We start from the raw sequence: 18903 nt of genomic DNA, 5'->3' as shown, positions 1-18903 counted from the left end.
GACACTAAGTCGACAAGTGGCGCACGTTCAACGAACACGCCGAACCTCCCGTTTTTCTTTTCACCCTATGTGATCAGCCGTAGCGCCGCCCAACCAGGGTGCTGGCCTGCGCGTATACCCGTCAACTCCCGGATGACGCCGGGGCGGTGGGAACACTGACGTCGAAGTGCCGCGCGTCGGGCGTCGCTTTCATGAGCGCGGTGAGCGCGCGCGCCTTGCGCACACCCTGCTCACCACTCCCCCACGACACGGTCCGCTCCCCGCTCAGCTCCAGCGAGATGTCGTCGTAGGAACGGACCTTGACGACCCGTGTGTCCCGGGCGACCCGGTCCGGGAGCCGGCCGGCCACCCGTACCGCCTCGCGCACCAGGCGGTCGTCGCCGAAGCGGCGCAGGCTCGCCGCTGCGGAACCGGAGCGGACGGGCTCCAATTCCAGCTCGGGCACGCCTTTCGGAGCACGGGAAACCGTGGCGAAACGGACGCCTTCATCGTCCACTTCCACGAACTTTTCGCCCTTTTGCACAATCAGGACCGGAGTACGCTCCGTCACTTTCAGCCCGATTCCGTGCGGCCAGGAACGCTCCACCTCGACCTCGTCAATGCGCGGCAATTTCCGGCGCAGTCGGGCCTCGACCGCTTCCGTGTCGACCGAGACCAGCGGGTCCCCGACCGGGACGTCGGCCGCCTCCCGGACCTGCGCGGGGGTCAGGACCCGGGTCCCCTCGACCGACACGTCTTCCAGGCGCGTCCAGTTGGAGCCGTAGAGCACCCAGACGGTGCCGCCGGCGACGAGCACGAGCGCCACGGCGAGGATGATGATCGTACGAAGGCGGGGCGGGCGGAAGCGGCGCGCGCGGGGCGGGCCGGACGACTCCTGCTGGCGTGCACCCCGCTCGGCGGTGGTCGGTCCGGCCACGCTCCCCTGCCTTCCGTCAGTGTCTAGCGGTGCGCACGGGCGGCGATCGCCTCGTACACCATGCCGACGAGGAGGTCGTCGGCGTCCCGGCGGCCGAACTCGGCGGCGGCGCGGGACATCTCGTACAGCCGGTGCGGGTCGGCCAGCACGGGCAGGACGTTCTGCTGGAGCCACTCGGGCGTGAGGTCCGCGTCGTCGACCAGCAGTCCGCCGCCGGCCTTGACCACCGGCTGGGCGTTGAGCCGCTGTTCGCCGTTGCCGATGGGCAGCGGGACGTAGGCGGCCGGGAGCCCGACGGCGGAGAGTTCGGCGACGGTCATCGCGCCCGCGCGGCAGAGCATCATGTCGGCGGCGGCGTACGCGAGGTCCATCCGGTCCAGATAACTTACCGGGATGTACGGGGGCATCCCCGGCATCTGGTGGACCTGCGGCAGTTCGTTCTTGGGACCGACCGCGTGCAGGATCTGGATCCCGGCCTGCTGGAGCCACGGCGCGACCTGCTGGATCACCTCGTTGAGGCGGCGGGCGCCCTGCGAGCCGCCGGTGACCAGCAGCGTCGGCAGGTTGGGGTCGAGCCCGAACATGGCGCGGGCCTCGGGCCGGGCGGCGGCCCGGTCGAGGGTGGCGATGGAGCGGCGCAGCGGGATGCCGATGTAGCGGGAGTTGCGCAGCTTGCTGTCGGGAGTGGAGACGGCGACCTGCGCGGCGTAGCGCGAGCCGATCTTGTTGGCCAGTCCGGGGCGGGCGTTGGCCTCGTGAACGATGATCGGCACGCCGAGCCGCTTGGCCGCGAGGTAGCCGGGCAGCGCGACGTAGCCGCCGAAGCCGACGACCGCGTCCGCCTTGGTGCGCTCCAGGATCTGCTCGGTGGCCTTGATGGTGCCGCGCAGCCGGCCCGGGACGGTGATCAGCTCGGGGGTGGGCTTGCGGGGCAGCGGTACGGCCGGGATCAGCGCCAGCTCGTATCCGCGCTCGGGCACCAGGCGGGTCTCCAGGCCGCGTTCCGTGCCCAGGGCCGTGATCCCCACGGTCGGATCCTGCCTGCGCAGGGCGTCCGCGAGGGCGAGCGCGGGCTCGATGTGGCCCGCGGTTCCTCCGCCGGCGAGTACGACATGCACCGAAATTCACCGCTCTCCGGACGAGCGCGCCGCCGAGGCGCGCCGTCGCATCGTGTTCCAACTCCCAGGGCTCCGCTTGGCCGCGGGTCCCCTGGCTCCCCGCTTTCTACCAAAGCGAGGTTGCCGCAGCGCAAGCGCCGCCCGCGCACCGGGTTCGTCACGCGCGAAGGCGATCAGCAGACCGACGGCGAACATGGTCGGCAGCAGGGCGGAACCCCCGTAGGAGAACAGCGGGAGCGGGACGCCTGCGATCGGCAGCAGCCCGAGGACCGCACCGATGTTGATCACGGCCTGGGCCGTGATCCAGGTGGTCACGCCTCCCGCGGCATACCTCACGAAGGGGTCCTCCGTGCGTCCGGCCACGCGGATACCCGCATAGCCTAGAGCCGCGAACAGGGCGAGTACCGACAGCGTCCCCGCCAGGCCCAGTTCCTCACCGGTGACGGCGAAGATGAAGTCGGTGTGCGCTTCGGGGAGTTGACCCCATTTCTCCACGCTGGCGCCGAGCCCGGAACCGAACAGTCCGCCCGAGGCGAGGGCGTAGATGCCGTGCACGGCCTGCCAGCAGGCGTCGCCCGGGCCGGGGTCGGTGGCGCCCAGGCAGTTGAGGCGGGCCATGCGGTTGGGGCTGCTCTTGATGAGGATGAAGCCGAGCAGCACCGCGATGGACAGCACGCCGGCGAACAGCCGGGTGGGCGCACCGGCCAGCCACAGCAGGCCGAAAAGGATCGCCGTCAGGATGATCGCGGTCCCCATGTCGCCGCCGATCATGATGAGCCCGAGCAGCATGAACGCGGCCGGCACCAGCGGCACCAGCATGTGCTTCCACTGGGTCAGCAGCTTCTTGTCGTGCTTGCGGGCGAGCAGGTCGGCGCCCCACAGCACCAGGGCCAGCTTGCCGAACTCGCTGGGCTGGATCTGGAAGGAGCCGCCGAGCGCGATCCAGTTCTGGTTGCCGTTGACCGCGACTCCTATCCCCGGCACCTGGACCAGGATCATCAGGAAGACGGCCCCGGCGAGGATGGGGTAGGCGAGGGCGCGGTGCAGCTTGACCGGCATCCTCATCGCGGCGGCCAGGAGCCCGGCGCCGATCAGCGCCGCGAGGGCCTGCTTGCGGAAGAAGTACGAGCCGGGCAGCGACAGCTGGAGCGCGGTGATCTGGGAGGCCGAGTAGACCATCACCAGGCCGAGCACGGTGATCAGCGCGCTGCCGCCGCAGATCAGATAGTAGGCGGTCAGCGGCCGGTCCCAGGCGCGGCGCAGGCGCAGGTACAGGCCCAGCACCGGGTTCTCGCGCGGCGGCCGCGGCGCGGCGGGCCGCTTGACGGCCCGCTGGACGGGCGGACGCCCGGTGCGGCTCTGGGGACTACCGGGCATCGCTGCCTCCGCTGTACGTCGGCATGGACCGTCCCACGCGTCCTCCCGAGTTCACCCGGCGCGGGAGCGCGGCCGGGTCAGGCGCCGAGTTCGCGAACGGCCTGCGCGAACGCGTCACCGCGCTGGTTGTAGTTGGTGAACATGTCCATGGAGGCACAGGCCGGGGCCAGCAGCACCGTGTCGCCCGGCCGGGCGAGCCGCCGTGCCTCCTGGACGGCCTGGAGCATCGCACCAGTGTCGGTCCGGTCGAGGTCGACCACGGGTACTTCCGGGGCGTGTCGCGCCAGGGCTTCGCGGATCAGGGCGCGGTCGGCGCCGATGAGGACCGCGCCGCGCAGCCGCTTCGCCGCGCCCGCGACCAGCTCGTCGAAGGTCGCGCCCTTGGCCAGTCCGCCGGCGATCCACACGATCGACTCGTAGGCCGCCAAGGAGGCTTCGGTGGCGTGGGTGTTGGTGGCCTTGGAGTCGTCCACGTACGCCACCCCGTCCACGTCGGCGACGTGCGCGATGCGGTGGGCGTCCGGCGTGAAGGCGCGCAGCCCGTCCCGTACGGCGGCGGCGGAGACGCCGAAGGCGCGGGCGAGCCCGGCGGCGGCGAGGGCGTTGGCGATGTTGTGCGGGGCCGGCGGGTTGACGTCCGAGACCTCGGCCAGTTCCTGGGCGTTCTTCTGCCGGTCCTCGACGAAGGCGCGGTCGACCAGGAGGCCCTCCACGACGCCGAGTTGGGACGGGCCGGGGGTGCCGAGCGTGAAGCCGACCGCCCGGCAGCCCTCCTCGACGTCGGCGGCGCGGACCAGGTCCTCGGTCGCCTTGTCGGCGACGTTGTAGACGCAGGCGACCCGATTGCCCTCGTAGATACGGCCCTTGTCGGCGGCGTAGGCCTCCATCGAGCCGTGCCAGTCGAGGTGGTCCGGGGCGAGGTTGAGCACGGCGGCGGAGTGGGCGCGCAGGGAGGGCGCCCAGTGGAGCTGGTAGCTGGACAGCTCCACGGCGAGGACGTCGTACTCCACCTCGCCGGTGACCGCGTCCAGCAGGGAGACGCCGATGTTGCCGACGGCGGCGGTGCGCAGACCGGCCGCCTTCAGGATCGACGCGAGCATCTGGACGGTGGTGGTCTTGCCGTTGGTGCCGGTGACCGCCAGCCAGGGAGCGGGCTCCCTGCCGTCCAGGCCGCGCATCCGCCAGGCCAGTTCGACGTCGCCCCATACCGGGACGCCGGCCTCGGCGGCCGCCGTGAACAGGGGCTTGGTGGGCTTCCAGCCGGGGGCGGTGACGATCAGCTCGGTGCCCTCGGGGAGCGTGTCGCCGTCGCCCAGGCGGACGGTGACGCCGAGCGCCTCCAGCTCCGCCGCCTGCGTCCGGGCCCGCTCGTCGGCGCCGTCGTTGACGACGGTGACGTGCGCGCCGAGTCCGTGCAGGACCCTGGCCGCCGGGACGCCCGAGACGCCGAGCCCGGCGACGGTGACGTGCTTGCCGGTGAATTCCGAAGGCACCGAGGAGGTCACTTGTCCGCTGCCCATCCCGCGTAGAAGAGGCCGAGTCCGACGATCACACAGATGCCTTGAATGATCCAGAAACGGACCACGACGAGGACCTCGGACCAGCCTTTGAGTTCGAAGTGGTGCTGGAGTGGCGCCATCCGGAAGACCCGCTTGCCGGTGAGGCGGAAGGAGCCGACCTGGATGACCACCGACATGGTGATCAGGACGAACAGGCCGCCGAGGATGGCCATCAGCAGTTCGGTGCGCGAGCAGATCGCCAGACCCGCGAGCACACCGCCGAGCGCGAGCGAACCGGTGTCGCCCATGAAGATCTTGGCCGGCGAGGTGTTCCACCACAGGAAGCCGAGGCAGGCGCCCATCAGCGCGGACGCGACCACCGCGAGGTCGAGCGGGTCCCTCACCTCGTAGCAGGCGCCCGGGTTGGTCAGGGTCAGCGCGTTGGCGCAGGACTCCTGGAACTGCCACACGCCGATGAAGGTGTAGGCGCCGAAGACCAGGACGGAGGCGCCGGTGGCCAGGCCGTCCAGACCGTCGGTGAGGTTCACGCCGTTCGACATCGCGAGGATCATGAACAGCGCCCAGACGACGAACAGCACCGGGCCGATGGTCCACCCGAAGTCGGTGATGAACGACAGCTTGGTGGAGGCCGGAGTGTTGCCCCGGTTGTCCGCGAACTGCAGCGAGAGCACGGCGAAGCCGATGCCGACGATGAGCTGGCCGGCCATCTTCGCCTTGGCCCGCAGGCCCAGCGAACGACGCTTGACGATCTTGATGTAGTCGTCCAGGAAGCCGACCAGGCCCATGCCGACCATCAGGCCGAGCACCAGCAGACCGGAGAACGTCGGCCCGGCGTCGATGTCCGGGTCCAGATAGCTGGTGATGCCCTTGGCGAGGAAGTACGCGGCGACCGTCGCCAGGATGAAGGCGATACCACCCATGGTCGGCGTACCGCGCTTGCTGGCGTGCTCGCGCGGTCCGTCGTCACGGATGTACTGGCCGTAGCCCTTGCGGGCCAGGAGCTTGATCAGCAGCGGGGTGCCGACCAGCGTCAGGAAGAGGCCAATGACTCCTGCGAACAGGATCTGCTTCATCATCGGGCGGCAACCTCACCCTCGGCGCCATTCTCGAGCAGCGCCGAGGCGACGCTCTCCAGACCCACCGAACGGGACGCCTTCACGAGCACGACGTCCCCCGGGCGCAACTCGCTGCGCAACAGGTCGACCGCCGCCTGTGCGTCGGACACGTGCACCGACTCCTCACCCCACGAACCCTCGTTATATGCGCCCAGTTGCAGCCATCGGGCTTCCCTGCCCCCGACCGCGACGAGCTTGCTGACGTTGAGCCGGACGGCGAGCCGTCCGACCGCGTCGTGCTCGGCGAGCGCCTCGTCCCCGAGCTCGGCCATCTTGCCGAGCACCGCCCACGTGCGGCCCCCCCTTGCCCGTGAGGCTTCGCCGATGGCAACCAGCGCACGCAGCGCGGCCTTCATGGACTCGGGGTTCGCGTTGTAGGCGTCGTTGACGACCGTCACGCCGTCCGGGCGCTCGGTGACCTCCATCCGCCAGCGGGAGAGGGAGCCCGCCTCGGAGAGCGCGGTGGCGATCTCGTCTGCGGACATGCCCAACTCGTGGGCGACGGCGGCCGCGGCGAGCGCGTTCGACACGTGGTGCTCACCGTACAGGCGCATGGTCACATCGCTTGCACCGGAGGGTGTGTGAAGGCTGAAGGAAGGCTGTCCGGTGTCCGTGAGTCGCACGTTCTCGGCGCGAACGTCCGCTTCGTCGGACTCTCCGAAAAGGAGCACCTTCGCCTTCGTTCGGGAAGCCATGGCCCTTACGAGGGGGTCGTCCGCGTTGAGGACCGCGGTGCCGCCCTCCTCGGCCGGCGGCAGCGCCTCGACGAGTTCGCCCTTGGCCTGGGCGATCTGCTCCCGGCCGCCGAACTCGCCGATGTGCGCGGAGCCGACGTTGAGGACGAGGCCGATCCGCGGCGGGGTCAGCTCGCACAGGTACCGGATGTGGCCGATGCCGCGGGCGCCCATCTCCAGGACGAGGAACTTCGTCTCGCCGGTGGCGGTGAGCGCGGTGAGCGGCAGCCCGACCTCGTTGTTCATGGAACCGGGCGTGAAGACCGTGGGCGCCTTGCGGCGCAAGACCTGGGCGATCAGGTCCTTGGTGCTGGTCTTGCCGGCCGACCCGGTGAGGGCCACGAGGGTGGTGCCGAGGCGGTGTACGACGTGCCGGGCGAGGGCGCCGAGGGCGGCCTGGACGTCGTCCACGACGATCGCGGGCACGCCGACGGGGCGGGAGCCGAGGACGGCCACCGCTCCCGCTTCGACGACCTGCGCGGCGAAGTCGTGGCCGTCCACCCGTTCGCCGACGAAGGCGACGAAGAGGCTGCCGGGTCCGGCTTCCCGGGAGTCCCGGACGACCGGCCCGGTGACCTCGGCGGACGCGTCCGGTATGTCGTGCATCCGCCCGCCGACGACTTCCGCGATCTCGGCGAGTGAGAGGGTGATCACAAGTTCGTCCCCTGGATCAGGATCAGGATCGGCTGGACCATTCGGGATCTCATCCCTGGGTCTTCTTGATGGCTTCGCGCAGCACCTGGCGGTCGTCGAAGGGGCGGACGACCCCGGCGATGTCCTGGCCCTGCTCGTGTCCCTTGCCGGCCACCAGCACGGTGTCGCCGGGCTCGGCCCGGGCGACGGCGGCGGCGATGGCGGCGGCCCGGTCCTCGAAGACCTGCACCTCGCCGCGCTCGTGCGCGGGCACGGACGCCGCGCCCTGGAGCATGGTGGCGAGAATGGCGAGGGGGTCCTCGGAGCGGGGGTTGTCGGAGGTGAGTACGGCGGTGTCGGCGAACCGGGCCACGGCGGCGCCCATCGGCTCCCGCTTGGTGGTGTCCCGGTCGCCGCCGCAGCCGAGCACGGCGTGCAGTTTGCCCTCGGTGACCTTGCGCAGCGCCCGCAGGACGGACTCGACGGCGTCGGTCTTGTGGGCGTAGTCGACCACCGCGAAGAAGGGCTGGCCCTCGTCCACGCGCTCCAGGCGGCCCGGCACGCCCGGTACGGCGGCGACGCCGTCGGCGGCGGCCTGCGGGTCGAGCCCGGCGGCGGCGAGGGACACGATCGCGGCGAGGGTGTTCGCCACGTTGAAGGGTCCGGCCAGGGGCGACTTGGCGGCGATCCGCTCGCCCTTCGGCCCGAGCACGGTGAACGTGGAGTCCAGCGGGCCGACCTCGACCCCGTCGGCGCGCCAGTCGGCGTCCGGGTGGCCCTCGGCGGAGTAGGTGACGACCGGGACGGTGGCCTCGTTGGCCAGGCGCCGCCCGTACTCGTCGTCGACGTTGACCACGCCGAGTTTGCTGCGTTTCGGCGTGAAGAGCTGCGCCTTGGCCTGGAAGTAGTCCTCCATGCCGGAGTGGAACTCCATGTGCTCCGGGCTGAGGTTGGTGAAGACCGCGATGTCGAAGACGCAGGCGTCGACGCGGCCGAGCACCAGGGCGTGGCTGGAGACCTCCATGGCGACCGCCTCGGTGCCGCGCTCGCGCATCACCGCGAACAGGGCCTGGAGGTCGGTGGCCTCGGGGGTGGTCCGCTCGGACTTGATGCGCTCGTCGCCGATGCGCATCTCGACGGTGCCGATCAGCCCGGTGGACTTCGCCGTGCGCAGGCCGCCCTCGACCAGGTAGGCGGTGGTGGTCTTGCCGGAGGTGCCGGTGATGCCGATCTGGAGGAGGTCGCGGCCGGGGTGGCCGTAGATCGTCGCGGCCAGTTCGCCCATCCGCGCGCGCGGGTCGTCGACCACGAGCGCCGGCAGTCCGGCGGCGGCGACGCGCTCCGCGCCGGCCGGGTCGGTCAGCACGGCGGCGGCGCCGAGGCCGGCGGCCTGGGTGACGAAGTCGGCGCCGTGGGCGCGGGCTCCGGGCAGGGCGGCGTACAGGTCACCGGGGCGGACCGCGCGCGAGTCGTGGGTGATGCCCGTGACCTCGGCGGAGCCGTCCGGAGCGGTGACACCCAGCTGATCGGCGAGTTCCGCGAGGGGTGTGGCGGAGATCCGCACCGGCCGGGGCGGTCCCGGGTAGGTCACGGGGTGGCCCTTCTGGGTGGTTTGGGACTGATCAGGGTGTGGCACGGCGGTGAGCGTACCGGGAGTACCCGCCTGCGGGCGAAGCGAGGTGCGGGAGGCGTTCTGGTTCCCGGGATCGGGGGTGATCGTTGTCACGGGTGGTTCCTGGTGGCTCGGTACTGAAACGGCGCTGGCTCGGTACGGGCTCGGTGGTTGCGGGGGCGGTGCGGCTCAGGGCTTGAAGGTGACCGGGAGGTTCGCGGGGTCGGCGCCGGTCGGCGGCACCTGGAGGGTCTTCAGGGCGAACTCCATGACCTGCTTGTAGATGGGGCCGCAGATCTGGCCGCCGAAGTAGCTGCCCTCGGTGGCGTTCTGGATGGCGCAGTAGACGGTGACGCGAGGCTTGTCGGCGGGGGCGAAGCCGGCGAAGGACGAGGTGTAGCCGTGGTACTTGCCGGTGGCCGGATCCACGCGGTTGGCCGTGCCCGTCTTGCCCGCCACCCGGTAGCCGGGGATGCGGGCCTTGGTGCCGGTGCCCTCCTCGTCGTCGACGACGGACTCCAGCATCCGCGCGAGGGTCTTCGCGGTCTTCTCGCTGGTCACGCGGGTCTTCTTGGGCTCGGGGGCGGGGGTGAAGCGGCCGTCGGCGCCCTTGGTGCCGCGCACGAGCGTGGGTTCGATCCGGACGCCGCCGTTGGCGATGGTCGAGTAGATGGAGGCCGCCTGGAGCGCGTTCACGGAGACGCCCTGGCCGAAAGGAATCGTGTACTGCTGGGAGGTCGACCACTGGTCGGGCGGCGCGAGGATGCCCTTGGTCTCGCCGGGGAAGCCGAGCCCGCTGTAGTCGCCGAGGCCGAACTTGCGCAGGTAGGAGTAGAGCACCTTGTTGGCCTCGGCCTGGGTCTTGCCCAGTTCGCCGGTGGCCATGATGGTGCCGATGTTGCTGGACTTGGCGAGCACGCCGTTGAGCGTGAGGTACCAGGTCGGGTGGTCGATGTCGTCCTTGAAGAGCCGGTCGCCGCGCTTGAGGCGGTTGGGGACGGTGATGTGGGTGCCGGGGGTGGCGACGTTCTCCTCGAGCACGGCCGCCATCGACAGCACCTTGGCGGTGGAGCCGGGTTCGAAGGCGTCCTGGAGGGCGGCGTTGCCGAGCGCGTCCGGGTCGGCGTGGGCGAGGTCGCCGGGATCGAAGCTCGGCGCGTTGGCCATGGCGAGGATCTCGCCGGTCTGCGTGTCCTGGACGATGACGTAGCCGCCGTCGGCCTTGGACTTCTTCACCTGCTCGCTGATGGCGTGCTGCGCGGCCCACTGAATGTCGCGGTCGATGGTCAGCTCGACGTCGCTGCCGGGCACGGCGGGCGTCTCGGTGGAGCCGGCGGTGGGCACCTGGCGCCCGCCGGACTGGGCGTAGCGGATCTTGCCGTCCTCGCCGGCCAGCTTCTTGTCCAGCTTCCGTTCCAGGCCGCCGCCGCCCTTGCCGTCGGCGCCGACCCAGCCGAGGATGCCGGCGGCTAGGTCGCCGCCCGGGTACACGCGCTTGCTGCTGGGGTCGGCGAAGACGCCGGCGAGCACGTTGACGGCGGACTCGTCGGTCTCCGCCTTGGTGGTGAGCGCGGTCTTCAGGTCCTTGATCTGGTTCCAGACCTGGGGCGTCTGCCGACGCGCGAGGCGGACGTAGCGCAGCTTCTTGTTCTTCGGGCGGAGCACGTCGGCCAGGTGTTCCTGGTCCTGGCCGAGGATGGGCGCGAGCAGCGCCGCCGCCTGTTCGGGCCCGTCGTCGACCTTGAGCTGTTCGCGGGTGAACATCGTGGGGTCGGCGGTGATGTCGTAGGAGTCCACGGTGGTCGCGAGGGCGACGCCGTTGCGGTCGGTGATCCCGCCGCGCTCGGCGGGCAGGGTGTGCACGACGTAGCGGTTCTGTTCGGCCTTCGCCGAGTACGTGCCGGCGTCGACGGCCTGTACCTGCAGGAGCCGTACGACGAAGGCGGCCAGCACCAGGGTCAGCGCGAGGCCGATCATGCGCAGGCGGGGGCGCGGGCTGCCGAGCCGGAAGGCGCGGGGCGCCGGCCGGGGCGGTGCGGGCCTGCGGGCCGGCCGGGCGCCGGGTCCCGGGCGGCGCCCGCCGCCGGGGCGGACGGGCCTGGCGGGTCCGGGCACGCGGCGGCGCGGCGGTTCCCTGTCGGACACTTCCGTCACCTGCCGGGAGTCGGGGTCGGGGTGGGCGTCGCCGCCGGGGCGGGGGTGGCGGACGTGCCCGCGGTGGGGGACGTGGGGGCCGGCGCGGACGGTTCCGCGTAGGCGGAGGGGGTGGGCGCGGACGGGCTGCCGGAGGTCGCGGTCAGCGCCTCGGGGGCGAGCACGAGGGGGGTGGCCGCGGCGGGCGCGGGGCTGGGCGAGCCCTTGACGCTTCCGTCGGGGTCGAGGAAGGCGGGGTCGCCCCCGGGGACCATGCCCAGTTCGCTGGCGCGGCGCTGGAGGGCCCGGGGGGCGGAGTAGGCGTCGATGTCCCGCTGGAGCGCCTGTTCCTCGTCGGTGAGTTCCTTGGTCCGCTGCTTGAGGTCGTCCAGCTGGAAGGAGCCCTCGCTCAGGGCGGAGTTGAGCACCAGGAGTCCGATGAGGCCGCCGCCGAGGAGGACGACGACCAGGAGGACGAAGGGTGCCCGCGCCGCCTGGCCGCGGGTGCCGCCCGTCGGGAGCAGCCGCGCGAGGCGGGCCGCCCTGCCCCTCAGTTCGGGTTTCCTGCTCACTCGCCCTCCCCTCGGCCCGGTGGGGCCGTCCGCACCCGCCCGTTCCCGGCCTGCCTCGCTCGGTCCATCCGAGGGACTCCCATCACCCGAGGGACTCCCTGATGCGCTCGGCGCCGCGCAGCCGTGCCGGTGCCGCCCGCCGGTTCTCGGCGATCTCCTCCTCGGTGGGAAGTTCGGCACCGCGCGTCAGCAGCTTGAGGCGCGGTGCGTAGCGTTCGGGGACGACGGGCAGACCGGGCGGCGCGGTGTTGGCGGCGCCGGCCGCGAACACCTGCTTGACCAGCCGGTCCTCCAGCGAGTGGTACGACAGTACGGCGATCCGCCCACCGACCGCGATCGACTCGACGGCCGCCGGGATCGCCCGCTCGAGCACGGACAGCTCGCCGTTGACCTCGATGCGCAGGGCCTGGAAGGTGCGCTTGGCGGGGTTGCCGCCGGTGCGCTTGGCGGCCTGCGGCAGCGCGGCGCGGATCAGCTCGACGAGGCGGGCGCTGTTGCTGAACGGCTCCTTCTCGCGCTCGCGCACGATCGCGGACACGATCCGCTTGGCCTGCTTCTCCTCGCCGTACGCCCGCAGGATGCGGACGAGTTCGCCGGGCGGATAGGTGTTGAGGACCTCCGCCGCGCTCATGCCGGTGCTCTGGTCCATCCGCATGTCGAGCGGGGCGTCCTGGGCGTAGGCGAAGCCGCGGCCGGCCTCGTCGAGCTGCATGGAGGAGACGCCGAGGTCGAACAGCACGCCCTGGACGCGCGGGACGCCGAGCCGGGCGAGTACGTCGGGCAGCTCGTCGTAGACCGCGTGCACGAGGGTGGCGCGCTCACCGTAGGGGGCGAGCCGCTCGCCGGACAGGCGCAGGGCCTCCTTGTCGCGGTCGAGCGCCACGAGCCGGGCCCCGGGGAAGCGTTCGAGGAGCGCCTCGCTGTGCCCGCCGAGTCCCAGCGTGCAGTCGACGACCACGGCTCCCGGCTCCTGGAGGGCGGGCGCCAGCAGGTCCAGACACCGCTGGAGCATCACCGGGACGTGTCGACTCTGGCTCAAGTGGGGCGGCCTCTCAGGTCCGGCACGGCGTCACGCACCGCCGGGTCCCCTCCCGCTCGCATCTGAAGGGGAGGCCTGCCGGCGCCAAAAGCGTCGGCCGGCCGGGAGCGGGAGGAGGCCGAGCCGTACGTACGCGCCGCGCACGTGGGGAGATCTGGCGGGGCGTCGCCCAGGTCTCCGGGGAATTCAGTCCAGCAGGGAGATCCTCGTCTCCCGCTTCGCGTCACTTTAGTCCACCGTGTCGCCCGGTCAATCAACCGGCCTGCGCGTCGCGGCCGACGGCGCCCGCAAACCGGCACCGAGGGGCTTTTCACCCGTACGGCCGCCTTCGCACCACCCTGTGGATTGGCTCACAACGGGGCTCGATGCCATTCTTTGTCCCGCTTCGCAGCGGACCACCGGCCGGGACGGCCAGTAACGTCATGGATATGACGACTTCTGCATCGGTACCCGCAGGCTCCGACTCCGCCACGGCCGACCACACCGTCACCGACCGGCTCGTCGAAGCGAACGAACGCTACGCCGCGGCGTTCAGCGACCCCGGAATGGACGCCCGTCCCGTCCAGCGCGTCGCGGTCGTGGCGTGCATGGACGCACGCATCGACCTGCACGCCGCGCTCGGTCTGAAGCTCGGCGACTGTCACACGATCCGCAACGCGGGCGGCGTCGTCACCGACGACGTGATCCGTTCCCTGACCATCAGCCAGCGGGCGCTCGGCACCCGCAGCGTGGCCCTCATCCACCACACCAACTGCGGCATGGAGTCCATCACCGAGGACTTCCGGCACGACCTGGAGCTGGAGGTCGGCCAGCGTCCCGCGTGGGCGGTGGAGGCCTTCCGGGACGCCGACCAGGACGTGCGGCAGTCGATCGAGCGGGTGCGCACCTCACCGTTCCTGCTGCACACCGACGACGTGCGCGGTTTCGTCTTCGACGTGAAGACGGGCCGGCTGCGCGAGGTCGACCCCGCCTGATCCGGTGCCGGCCCGCCCCGACGCTCCCGCCGGGCACGTGCCGCTCGGGCAGCACGAGCCGTAGGGGCCGTTGAGCCGTGGAGCCGTGCGGCCTGCAGGGGTTGTGCGGCCCCCGAGCGCCGACATGTCGCGGCCAGTTGTCCACAGGCAGTGACACGAATCGGTAACGGCGGCAAGAATGCGGGAAGTGGTGTCGCACCGGAACTTTTTCCGGGCGGCGTCCGTGATTCGGGGTGGGCCGGTCCGTGGAGACGGGCCGGCCCGGCAAGTTGGGGTACCCCCATTTCTCAGGAGTGCGGGGCAAGGCCGAGGAGGGCCGGGTGACGACCTATGACGATCAGGCGAGCCGTGGGGGCGCCGCCGCGCGAGCGTACGGGAGCGTGGGGGAAGATCTGACCGCCGTGGTCGATCGGGTCCGCGGTTCGGTGGAGGACGTGATCGAGGGCAAGCCCGAGGTCGTACGGCTCTCGCTGACCGTGCTGCTGGCCGAGGGACACCTGCTGATCGAGGACGTCCCCGGGGTCGGCAAGACCATGCTGGCCAAGGCGCTGGCGCGGTCCATCGACTGTTCGGTCCGCCGGATCCAGTTCACGCCGGACCTGCTGCCCTCGGACATCACCGGCGTGTCCATCTGGGACCAGCAGCGCCGGGACTTCGAGTTCAAACCGGGCGCGATCTTCGCGCAGGTGGTGATCGGGGACGAGATCAACCGCGCGTCGCCGAAGACGCAGTCGGCGCTGCTCGAGTCGATGGAGGAGCGCCAGGTCACCATCGACGGCCAGACCTACGAACTGCCCAGCCCCTTCATGGTGGTGGCGACGCAGAACCCGGTCGAGATGGAGGGCACCTACCCGCTGCCGGAGGCCCAGCGGGACCGTTTCATGGCCCGGGTCTCCATCGGCTATCCGAGTCCGGAGGCCGAGTTGCAGATGCTCGACGTGCACGGCGGGGTCAGCCCGCTGGACGATCTGCAGCCGGTGGCGCACGCGCACGAGATCCTGAAGCTGATCGAGGCGGTCCGCGGCGTCCACGTGGCGGATCCGATCCGGCGGTACGCGGTGGACCTGGTCGCGGCGACCCGCACCCACCCGGACCTCAGACTCGGCGCCTCACCGCGTGCCACGCTGCATCTGCTGCGCGCGGCGAAGGCGTCCGCCGCCCTGAGCGGCCGGGACTACGCGCTGCCGGACGACGTGCAGGCCCTCGCGGTCGCCGTCCTGGCCCACCGGCTGCTGCCGACCGCTCAGGCCCAGCTCAACCGCCGCACCTCCGAGCAGGTGGTCCAGGAGATCCTGCAGCACACCCCGGTGCCGGCGGAACCCCGGCAGCAGACGGGCCTCGGTGTGGGCCGCGGTGCGCCGGGGTACGGTCAGCAGCCGCCGCGGAGGCTGTGATGGACGCCGGGGGGACGGCCGGGGCCGGGGAGGACCGGGGCGAGGGCGGCGGCATCCGCACCGCGCTGTCCGGGCTGACCACCCGCGGGCGCTCCTTCCTGGCCGCCGGCATCGCGGCCGCGGTCTGCGCCTACGTCCTCGGACAGAGCGATCTGCTGCGCGTCGGGCTGCTCCTGGGCGTGCTGCCCCTGCTCTGCGCGGCCGTGCTCTACCGCACGCGCTACCGGGTCGCGGGCAGTCGCCGGCTCTCCCCCGGGCGGGTGCCCGCCGGCAGCGAGGCGCGGGTCCATCTGCGCGTCGACAACGTCTCCCGGCTGCCCACCGGCCTGCTGATGCTCCAGGACCGGGTGCCCTACGTGCTCGGCCCGCGGCCCCGCTTCGTCCTCGACCGGGTCGAGCCGGGCGGCCGCCGCGAGGTGTCCTACCGGGTCCGCTCGGACCTGCGCGGCCGCTATCCGCTGGGGCCGCTGCAGTTGCGCCTGACCGACCCGTTCGGCCTGTGCGAGCTGACCCGCTCCTTCTCGACGTACGACACGCTGACCGTGATCCCGCGGGTGGAGGCACTGCCGCCGGTGCGGCTGAGCGGGGAGGCGAAGGGGTACGGCGAGGGCCGGCAGCGCTCGCTCGCCCTGGCCGGCGACGACGACGTGATCCCGCGCGGGTACCGGTACGGCGACGATCTGCGCCGCGTGCACTGGCGCTCCACCGCACGGTACGGCGAGCTGATGGTGCGCCGCGAGGAACAGCCTCAGCGGGCCCGCTGCACGGTGCTCCTGGACACCCGGGTCGTGGCCTACGAGGGCGCGGGCCCCGACTCGGCCTTCGAGTGGGCGGTGTCGGGCGCGGCGTCCGTGCTGGTGCACATGCTGGAGCGGGGTTTCTCGGTCCGGCTGCTCACCGACACCGGCGACTCGGTGCCGGGCGAAGGCGCCGACGGCTTCGCGGGCGCGAGCCAGGGCACGGCCGACGCGGCGGGCCTGATGCTGGACACCCTCGCGGTGATCGACCACTCCGACGGCACGGACCTGTCCCCGGCGTACGACACGCTGCGCGGCGGGAACGAGGGGCTGCTGGTCGCCTTCTTCGGCGACCTGGACGAGGAGCAGGCCGCGGTGGCCGCGAAGATGCGGCAGCGCAGCGGCGGCGCCCTCGCCTTCCTCCTGGACAGTGAGACCTGGTCCCGGGAACCGGCCGACGTCGCCGGCCCGTTGGACAGGAGCGTGGAACGGCTGCGCATGCTCCGCGAGTCCGGCTGGACCGCCGTGTCCGTCCCCCGGGGCGCAACGGTGGAGGAGCTGTGGCGCACGGCCGATCACGAACGCACCACCCTCACGACCCCGACCGGCGGAAAGGCGGCGCGATGAGCGGGCGGGCGCGGTTGGCGTTGTGTGCGTGGGCGGCCACCTTGATGGCGGCGTGCGCGTTGTTGCCGTTGGTCGACCCGGCCACGTGGATTCTGCAGGCGGCGGTGCTGCTGGCGGTGCAGTCCGGGGTGGGCGCCGTGGCGCGGCGGGTGCCGTTGGCGCGACCGCTGACCATCGCCGCCCAGGCCCTGGTCACGCTGTTGCTGCTGACCCTGGTCTTCGCCCGGGAGCAGGCGATCGCCGGTCTGGTCCCCGGCCCGCGGGCCTTCCAGCACTTCGCCGATCTGCTGCAGCAGGGCGGCGACGACATAGCCCGGTACGCGATCCCGGCGCCGCTGGAGTCGGACGGCATCCGGCTGATGCTGGTCGGCGGCGTCCTGGTGATCGGGCTGCTGGTGGACACCCTCGCGGTCTCCTTCCGCAGCGCCGCCCCGGCCGGCCTGCCGCTGCTCGCGCTCTACTCGGTGGCCGCCGGGCTGTCGGAGGGCGGCGCCGACTGGCTGTGGTTCCTGGTCGCGGCGGCCGGCTATCTGATGCTGCTTCTGGCCGAGGGGCGAGACCGGCTCTCGCAGTGGGGCCGGGTCTTCGGCGGCTCCCCGCGTTCTCCGGGCGCGGACCAGGGGCGCGCACTCGCCCCGGTCCGCGCCGGACGCCGCATCGGCGCGTTCGCGCTGGGCATCGCCCTGGTGGTGCCGCTCGCCCTGCCCGCGATGGACGGCGGGCTGCTGGACGGCGCCCGCGGCGGCGTGGGTTCGGGGACCGGAGGCGGTGGCACGATCTCCGCGGTGAACCCGCTGGTCTCCCTGCGGGACAGTCTCAACGTGAACGAGGACCGCGAGGTCCTCACCCTGCGGACCGACTCCGAGAGCCTGTCCGACCTGTATCTGCGCATCGTCTCCCTGGACGACTTCGACGGCACGACCTGGAAGCCGTCCAAGCGGCACATCACCGCCGTGCCGGACGGCACGTTCCCCACCCCGGCCGGCCTCGGCCCCGACATCCGGCGCACGGAGATCCGGACCCTGATCTCGGCCGCGGACGACTTCGCCCAGGACTGGCTGCCGATGCCCTATCCGCCCAGCGGCGTGCGCGTCGCGGGCAACTGGCGCTACGAGCCCGTCGGCATGACCCTGGTCGGCGACCACGGTCAGAACACCCGCGGGCTGACGTACGAGGTGCGGAGCCTGAGCCTGCAGCCGACGGCGCAGCAGCTCGCCGCGGCTCCGCAGGCGTCGGCGGCGCTCAGGCGCGAGTACACGGAGCTGCCGGACTCGCTGCCCGAGGTGGTCGCCCGGACCGCCCGCGAGGTCACCGCGGGCGCCGCGAACCCGTACGAGCAGGCCGTCAAGCTCCAGGAGTACTTCGCGGTCAACGGCGGCTTCGAGTACGACACGCAGGTCGACATCGGCAGCGGCTCGGAGGCGATCGCCCGGTTCCTGAAGGAGAAGGAGGGCTTCTGCGTCCACTTCTCCTTCGCCATGGCGGCGATGGCCCGCTCCCTGGGCATCCCGGCCAGGGTCGCGGTGGGCTTCGCGCCGGGCTCCCCGCAGGCGAACGGCTCGGTCTCGGTGGGGCTGCGGGACGCGCACGCGTGGCCCGAGGTGTACTTCGAGGGCGTGGGCTGGACCCGTTTCGAGCCGACGCCGACGCGTGGCTCGACCCCGGCGTACACCATCACGGACCGGCCCGGCAGTACAGTGCCGGACCCCGCGCTGCCCTCGCGGGACGCCCGGACGGAGCCGTCGGCGGCGCCCTCGGAGAGCGACACCTGCTCCCCGCAGGACAAGAAGCTGGACGCCTGCGCCACCGAGTCGGCGGCGGCCGCGCCCGTCACCGGCGGCGACGGACCGAAGTGGTACGCGCTGCTGGGCTGGGCCCTGGCCGGGCTCGTCGTGCTGCTGATCCCGCTCGCGCCGATGCTGTGGCGGCTGCGCGTCAGGGCGGTGCGGCTCGGGGCGCACGGCCGCGGTGAGGCGGACGCCGGTCCGCACACGCTCGCGGTCTGGCAGGAGCTCATGGACACGGCGTGGGACCTCGGGATCCTGCCGGAGGAGTCGCAGACCACCCGCAAGGCGGCGGCCCGCGTCGTCCGGCTGGGCCGGCTCGACGCGGCGGCCGCGGCGGCGGTGCACCGGGTGGCGGACGCCGTGGAGCAGGTTCTCTACGCGCCCCGCCCGCGTCTGACGGCGGGGCTGACGGAGGACGTCCGGCTGGCCACCGCCGGCCTGCGGGCCACGGCAGGCCGCGCCAAGCGGTGGCGCGCACGGCTCGCCCCGCGTTCGGCCGTACGGGTGGCCTGGGCGCTGTCGGCCCGGTGGACGGCCTTGAAACGGCGGGCCGCGACGGCCCGCCCGGTGTGGCGTAGGACGTCGGACCAGCGGGGCTGAGCCGAATGGGGCGCC

General features: G+C 72.2%; 14 protein-coding genes. 4 read left to right on the top strand and 10 right to left on the bottom strand.

What is annotated here, in order from left to right:
- Positions 1-121 precede the first annotated feature (121 nt).
- The 10 genes from ftsQ to rsmH all read right to left on the bottom strand — a co-directional run bounded on the left by ftsQ (position 122) and on the right by rsmH (position 12769).
- The gene (gene ftsQ / locus NI25_RS28870) at positions 122-916 is read right to left on the bottom strand and encodes a cell division protein FtsQ (RefSeq protein ID WP_061445249.1); all 795 of its coding nucleotides are present in this window, start codon (positions 914-916) and stop codon (positions 122-124) included.
- A 23-nt stretch (positions 917-939) separates the two neighbouring features.
- The gene (gene murG, locus NI25_RS28865; protein WP_061445248.1) at positions 940-2034 is read right to left on the bottom strand and encodes an undecaprenyldiphospho-muramoylpentapeptide beta-N-acetylglucosaminyltransferase; all 1095 of its coding nucleotides are present in this window, start codon (positions 2032-2034) and stop codon (positions 940-942) included.
- A gap of 6 nt (positions 2035-2040) precedes the next feature.
- Positions 2041-3411 (bottom strand): putative lipid II flippase FtsW, encoded by a 1371-nt coding sequence (gene ftsW / locus NI25_RS28860; RefSeq protein ID WP_061445247.1) that lies wholly within the window; start codon positions 3409-3411, stop codon positions 2041-2043.
- 77 nt (positions 3412-3488) lie between these two features.
- Positions 3489-4904, bottom strand: a complete 1416-nt coding sequence (gene murD / locus NI25_RS28855; protein ID WP_107072126.1) for a UDP-N-acetylmuramoyl-L-alanine--D-glutamate ligase — start codon at positions 4902-4904, stop codon at positions 3489-3491.
- A gap of 8 nt (positions 4905-4912) precedes the next feature.
- Positions 4913-6004 (bottom strand): phospho-N-acetylmuramoyl-pentapeptide-transferase, encoded by a 1092-nt coding sequence (mraY, locus tag NI25_RS28850; RefSeq protein ID WP_061447143.1) that lies wholly within the window; start codon positions 6002-6004, stop codon positions 4913-4915.
- Positions 6004-7434: a UDP-N-acetylmuramoyl-tripeptide--D-alanyl-D-alanine ligase gene (locus NI25_RS28845; protein ID WP_061445245.1), complete on the bottom strand. Its 1431-nt coding sequence runs from the start codon at positions 7432-7434 to the stop codon at positions 6004-6006. The genes mraY and NI25_RS28845 overlap by 1 nt, the downstream gene beginning before the upstream one ends.
- A gap of 49 nt (positions 7435-7483) precedes the next feature.
- The gene (locus NI25_RS28840) at positions 7484-9004 is read right to left on the bottom strand and encodes a UDP-N-acetylmuramoyl-L-alanyl-D-glutamate--2,6-diaminopimelate ligase (protein WP_061445244.1); all 1521 of its coding nucleotides are present in this window, start codon (positions 9002-9004) and stop codon (positions 7484-7486) included.
- A 210-nt stretch (positions 9005-9214) separates the two neighbouring features.
- Complete coding sequence (ftsI, locus tag NI25_RS28835) at positions 9215-11179, bottom strand: cell division protein FtsI (RefSeq protein WP_061445243.1); 1965 nt, start codon at positions 11177-11179, stop codon at positions 9215-9217.
- Positions 11176-11730 carry a hypothetical protein gene (locus NI25_RS28830; RefSeq protein WP_061445242.1) on the bottom strand — a complete coding sequence of 185 codons (555 nt, stop codon included), beginning with the start codon at positions 11728-11730 and terminating at the stop codon, positions 11176-11178. Before NI25_RS28830 ends, ftsI begins: the two co-directional genes overlap by 4 nt.
- 82 nt (positions 11731-11812) lie before the next feature.
- Positions 11813-12769 carry a 16S rRNA (cytosine(1402)-N(4))-methyltransferase RsmH gene (rsmH, locus tag NI25_RS28825; protein ID WP_078884765.1) on the bottom strand — a complete coding sequence of 319 codons (957 nt, stop codon included), beginning with the start codon at positions 12767-12769 and terminating at the stop codon, positions 11813-11815.
- 422 nt (positions 12770-13191) lie between these two features.
- On the opposite strand from rsmH, the gene NI25_RS28820 reads away from it, so the two are divergent.
- The 4 genes from NI25_RS28820 (at position 13192) to NI25_RS28805 (ending at position 18888) form a co-directional block, all read left to right on the top strand.
- Complete coding sequence (locus tag NI25_RS28820; RefSeq protein WP_078884764.1) at positions 13192-13743, top strand: beta-class carbonic anhydrase; 552 nt, start codon at positions 13192-13194, stop codon at positions 13741-13743.
- A 320-nt stretch (positions 13744-14063) separates the two neighbouring features.
- Positions 14064-15137, top strand: a complete 1074-nt coding sequence (locus NI25_RS28815) for an AAA family ATPase (RefSeq protein WP_420710782.1) — start codon at positions 14064-14066, stop codon at positions 15135-15137.
- The gene (locus NI25_RS28810) at positions 15137-16501 is read left to right on the top strand and encodes a DUF58 domain-containing protein (protein ID WP_061445238.1); all 1365 of its coding nucleotides are present in this window, start codon (positions 15137-15139) and stop codon (positions 16499-16501) included. Before NI25_RS28815 ends, NI25_RS28810 begins: the two co-directional genes overlap by 1 nt.
- Positions 16498-18888 (top strand): transglutaminaseTgpA domain-containing protein, encoded by a 2391-nt coding sequence (locus tag NI25_RS28805; protein WP_061445237.1) that lies wholly within the window; start codon positions 16498-16500, stop codon positions 18886-18888. The genes NI25_RS28810 and NI25_RS28805 overlap by 4 nt, the downstream gene beginning before the upstream one ends.
- Positions 18889-18903: the final 15 nt, after the last annotated feature.

The organism is Streptomyces sp. CCM_MD2014 (assembly GCF_000772045.1).
GTDB lineage: Bacteria > Actinomycetota > Actinomycetes > Streptomycetales > Streptomycetaceae > Streptomyces > Streptomyces salinarius.
Note: the sequence above shows the minus strand (reverse complement) of the source record. Positions and strands in the feature narration are given on the sequence as shown.